6 protein-coding genes are annotated in these 4,899 nt (G+C 59.0%); all 6 read left to right on the forward strand.

Going from position 1 to position 4,899, the window contains the following annotated elements; translation table 11 throughout:
• Nucleotides 1-1,077 (forward strand): energy-coupling factor transporter transmembrane component T family protein (locus tag BG52_RS08640; protein ID WP_036667120.1); only part of this gene is annotated, 1,077 nt, incomplete at its 5' end.
• Nucleotides 1,078-1,182: 105 nt separating this feature from the next.
• The gene (locus BG52_RS08645; RefSeq protein WP_036585025.1) at nt 1,183-1,383 is read left to right on the forward strand and encodes a hypothetical protein; all 201 of its coding nucleotides are present in this window, start codon (nt 1,183-1,185) and stop codon (nt 1,381-1,383) included.
• 184 nt (nt 1,384-1,567) lie between these two features.
• Nucleotides 1,568-1,786, forward strand: a complete 219-nt coding sequence (locus BG52_RS08650; RefSeq protein WP_036585027.1) for a hypothetical protein — start codon at nt 1,568-1,570, stop codon at nt 1,784-1,786.
• Nucleotides 1,787-1,962: 176 nt separating this feature from the next.
• Nucleotides 1,963-3,927, forward strand: coding sequence for a copper amine oxidase N-terminal domain-containing protein (locus BG52_RS08655; protein WP_051587869.1), 1,965 nt, complete (start codon nt 1,963-1,965; stop codon nt 3,925-3,927).
• Between the two features lie 136 nt (nt 3,928-4,063).
• Nucleotides 4,064-4,468: a Fur family transcriptional regulator gene (locus tag BG52_RS08660; RefSeq protein WP_036585029.1), complete on the forward strand. Its 405-nt coding sequence runs from the start codon at nt 4,064-4,066 to the stop codon at nt 4,466-4,468.
• Nucleotides 4,461-4,685, forward strand: coding sequence for a membrane protein insertion efficiency factor YidD (gene yidD, locus BG52_RS08665; RefSeq protein ID WP_036585031.1), 225 nt, complete (start codon nt 4,461-4,463; stop codon nt 4,683-4,685). Before BG52_RS08660 ends, yidD begins: the two co-directional genes overlap by 8 nt.
• The last annotated feature ends 214 nt before the right edge of the window (nt 4,686-4,899 follow it).

Consider the following 4,899-nt stretch of genomic DNA (forward strand, 5'->3'; position numbering starts at 1 on the left):
GCGGAGCTGGCCGCCGCAATTGCCGGGCGGCTCGCCTCAAGCGCTGCGCGCGAGGCGTCCCCCGCGCCAGGGCAGCTGTCTCCGCTGCAAGCTGTGCCGCAGGCTGCGCCGGATGAGGAGCGGCTCCTATTCCAGGCCGCATCGCCGCGAGCGCATACCGCACCGCATGCCGTTCCGCATACCGTCCCGCATGCTGTTCCGCACGCCGCATCCGACGCCGCATGGCAGACTTCGCCGCACGGCGCGCCGGGCATGTCGCAACCGGCGGTGTCGCCTCAAGCCGGTCACTGCGAACCGGAAAACGCCGGTTGCCGCGAGACGCAGGCTGACGGCCGGGCGGGGCATCGGCTGGCTCAGCGGGATCCGCGGGCGTTGTGGGCCTTTTATATGCTGTCGGCCGCCGGGCTGCTGATGCTCGACGGATGGATAGGCGTCGGCGCAGGCGCGGCAGCGTGTGCAGCCATCCTTTACGGCTTGCCCGGTCTTATTCGCCCTTATCGCCATCTCATTTCCTATTATGCTTGCTTCATTCCCGTCATGGGACTGCTTACAGGCTTGGGTCTCGCTCCACTCCGGTTCTCGGTGCCGGATGCAATCGACACGATGCAGCTGCTGTTCCGCCTGTTCACCGCGATGCTGCTCGCCCTGCCGTTGCTTGGGCTCGTTACGCCGTACCGGCTTCGGCTGGCGATCGAGCAACCGTTGCTTGCTTTGCGTGTCGGCAAACGTCAGGTGCATGCGTTATCGTTGATCGTATCCCTGTTGTTCCGTTTTATGCCGCTGATCGCCGCCGAATGGCGGCGGTTTGCACGGATCGGCGCCGCTCGAGGCAAACGGCCGTCAGCGCCGGGCAAATTGCCGTTTAGACAGCTGCACACCGTTATGATCCCGTTCATGCTGGCGCTGCTGCAGATCGCGGACCGTTTGTCCACGGCGCTTGAGGTGCGTGGCTTTGGCCGCAATCCGGTGCAGGCGCGGGCCATGAAGCTTCGCATGGATCGGGACGATTTCGCCTTGGTGCTGGCCGGCTTGCTGCTATTCGCGTTTCTGGCGGTTCTGTCCCGTCTATCGCCTTGAATTGTTGCGGATTGCCATTCAGCGGAAAAAGTGGCGTCATTCGCGCTTTTCCCTTATAATGCTTAGTGATAGAGGTCGAATCGCCGGATTAAAGGAGTGTTGTGCATGACTGCCGTTGATATCAGTCAAGTATCTGCCGGGTTATTCATCACGGGCGCCATTTTCATTTTGCTTATTTTTTCATTGCTCAGTCTGGGCATTCTGCGGATGTTCCAGCTGCGCTTCAAGGCCGGCTGGCTGTCGTTTGCCGGAGCGGTTGCGAGCGGCGTTTTTTTCATAGGGGTGCTCGACCGCTGGTTTATGTAGTTTGATATTGCGATAAGCGCCGCGCAAGCGGTGTTAACGACGAGCAGCCCCCGCCGGAACTCGGCCGCCAAACGGCCGTTTTCGGACGGGGGCTGCTGCGCGAACGGAGGTTCATCCCTGCGTCTCGCGCAGGGACCCACCGCTTCAGAGGGGTGGGAATGGATTTGAGAGAAGGAGGTTTTTTATGGTTTCCCCGCTTTGGTTCGTCATCAATATGGGGTTTGTCGCATTATTCATCACGAGCCTGTTTGTGAACCGCGCCTACCGGGAGGCGCTGCATGCGGGCGATCGAGCGGCTGTGAAACGGCTCAAACGCCTGCGCTTGGTTATGGCGGTCTGCACTGCGGCGGCTTTCCTCGCAATGTCTGCGGCTTTCCTTGTCAGCATGGGCCTGAACGTATAATTTTCCTATCTCCACCACGCTGTTCACCGGAATTGTGCCCGATCGTATAATCGGTTTCCCGGTCCAATCGCAACTTTTCCAGTATACGTAACGTCAACAACTACTAGGAGGGCGTCCGCAGTCGCGGTAGCTGAACAGATAAAGCAGTCGAGAACTGCTACGAGAGGGAGACTGGAATGAACGCATTGAAATCGTTAAAGGTACTATTGATTACGTCCTTCCTTGCACTGCCTCTTCTCACTGCGGTGCAGCCGGCCGATGCCAAGGGAGACGGAGCGAACAGGCTGGTATTGCAGAAAAACAACGCCGTCATGCAATTTAACGGGGTGCAACTGAAGGCGGCTCAGCCGGTCACATACAAGAATGGATCCGCCTATTTGCCGCTTAACGGCATTTCCAAGCCTTTTGGCTTCCAGCTCTCTTACGACGTGAAGACGAGGGAAGCGGTCGCGCGCTCGCCGAAGCAGGAGATTCGTTTCCGAACGGGAAGCTCCTACATCAAGGTGGACGGCAAAGTCGTCAAGGCTCCCGGCACGACCTATTCGCAGAAAGGTTACATGATGGTGCCGATCCGCACCTGGTCCAATGTGACCGGCAGCACGATCGGCGTCAGCGGCACGACGATCACGATTGCGTGGAGCAGCCTGCCGGAGGCGACGTTCCGCGTTCAGCCCGAGGAAATTTACGCGACGCAGACGACGGTTGCCTATGAGGATTTGGCGACGGCCTCCGGCGGCCTGCGTATTGTCGACGAGCAGTGGGAAGGCCGTGAGGACGTGTTTCAAACGGCCGGTCCGCATACGATTACCCGCCGGGTGATGGACGAGAGCAGCCAATGGAGCGAGCCTTACAGTGTGACCGTCACGGTGCGCGAGCCCAACCAGGCGCCGGTCGCCGACTTCGGTATCGAGAAGCCGACTTACCGGATCGGCGAGCGGGTGTTGTATACCGACCGCAGCTACGATGACGAGAATGCGATAACGAACCGCAAATGGTCGGGCAATGCGCCGGTGTTTTTTGAAGCCGGCGAGAAGCAGGTGACGCTGGAGGTGCAGGATCGCCACGGCTTGACCTCGAGCGTTACGCAAACGGTGACGGTTACCGATGAGGTGCTGTATACGCGGGACGAATATAACCGTAAATTTACGGCCGTCGGCCAAAAGTACGAAATGAACGGCTCCGAGGTGCTCGGTTACGAGTCGGTGCCGTACGCGATCGGCGACGAGCCGGCTCAGATGGTGCGAAGCAACAGTCCCGAACGGTGGGAAACGACCGGCATCGCTTACGACGATATGCTGACAGGGAAAACCCGCTTCCTGCTTTACAACCAGAACGGCATCGGCTATAACGTGAAGATGTATATCGTGGCGACGAATATAAACGGCACCTCCGCAGATGTCGGAATCGGCGCATGGGGCATGGGCGGTCCCGACCCCTATACGACGAACGCGGGCAAGCTGTCAACGGTTCGTTATCTGGATATGCTTAACAAAAAGACGCCGGTCACCTACACGCGCCTCCGTCCTGGCGAGTCAAGAGTGCTGCTGCCGGAAATTTCGAACGTGCCGATCAAAAAAGACCAGACGTTCTCGGCTTACGCCGACATCGTGTCGGACAAAATGATCCGTTACCGTATCGTCGTCGTTTCCGAGAACGACGATCCGATCGATTCGCTGTCGTCGCTGTCGATCATGGAACGCATCGACAAACATGTTCGCGGTACGTTTTATAACGCGGACCGGACGATTCAGGTTGATAAAGTGCTGGGCGGCCAGCCGCAGCGCATCGTGCTCGGCGACAACAAGGTCGACAAAAATCTGGACGGCATTGACCAGACGACCGGACAGCTGGAATGGAACCTCGGCAATTTCGGGGTGCTGTACAAAATGACGATCGACGTCGCGCCGAACACGCTGATCGGCCTCAATGCCCGCGGCGGCCATTACACAGGCGCCTTCATCGTGAACGGCAAGGTCGTGACGGTGACGGACGGCAGCGTGCTGAAAACGAATAGCGAGACTGCTGTTCTTTACCGCACCGGCAGCAGCGAGGAGCGGGTGGACATCGTGTTCACGCTGGCGTCGGGCAGCAATCTGCCGATTCATATGCTGTTTCTGCCGGTGCCCGAGCAGCGGTACTGATCCTGAAGCCCCGCTTCCGCCCCAGCCGGACAGCGGGGCTTCCCGCGTTGACGGCGTCGGCTTTTTCCTGCATTATGAGAAGAAGAAAGACGTGTTCCGGAGGTAGAAGCCATTGCAAACTGACGAAATTATACGAATGATGTCGGCCCAGGGCCTGCGCATCACCGATCAACGGAAGACGCTGGCCAAGCTGTTTGCAGATACGCCCGGCTATCAGTCGCCGAAGGACGTATACGATTATATGGGGCGCTCTTATGCCGGCCTCAGCTTTGATACGGTGTACCGCAATCTGCGGGTGCTCGACGAATTGGGGGTGCTTGAACAGGTTGTGTTCGAGGACGGCGTCAAGTTCAAGCTGCACTGCCGGGGCCACGATCATCACCACCATATGATTTGCCTGCAATGCGGGAAGACGTATCCGATCAGCTACTGCCCGATGGATCAGACGGAGGTGCCGGACGATTTCAAGGTCGTGAAGCATAAATTCGAGGTATTCGGCTATTGCAAGGCGTGCTCCCTGGAGGAGGAAAGTCGTGCGTAAGGTGCTGCAGGCGCCCGTTCGATTTTATCGCAGGTTCGTCTCGCCGCTCAAGCCGCCGACCTGCCGCTTTTATCCGACCTGCTCGGCCTACGCGCTGGAGGCGCTGGAGACGCACGGTGCGTTGAAGGGCTCCTGGCTTGCGGCCAGGCGCATCTGCCGCTGTCATCCTTTCCATCCGGGAGGGATCGATCACGTGCCTCCCCGGCGCGAGCCTTGACACGGGCCTGCCGTTTTCGCTATATTTTCCATAAGGAACAGGATAATGAGCGTCCGATGAACGGATAAGTACACAGCGTCTGCCCATCACAGAGAGCCGGATAAGCTGAGAACCGGCATGGAGCGGCTGTGGAACATGGTCCCGGAGGATTTCTTTCCGAGCGCCGGCGGTGCCGCCGTAAGGGATGGGACGTATGCCCGCGTTAAGGGCGGGC

This window comes from Paenibacillus darwinianus (assembly GCF_000598065.1).
Classification (GTDB): domain Bacteria; phylum Bacillota; class Bacilli; order Paenibacillales; family Paenibacillaceae; genus Paenibacillus_I; species Paenibacillus_I darwinianus.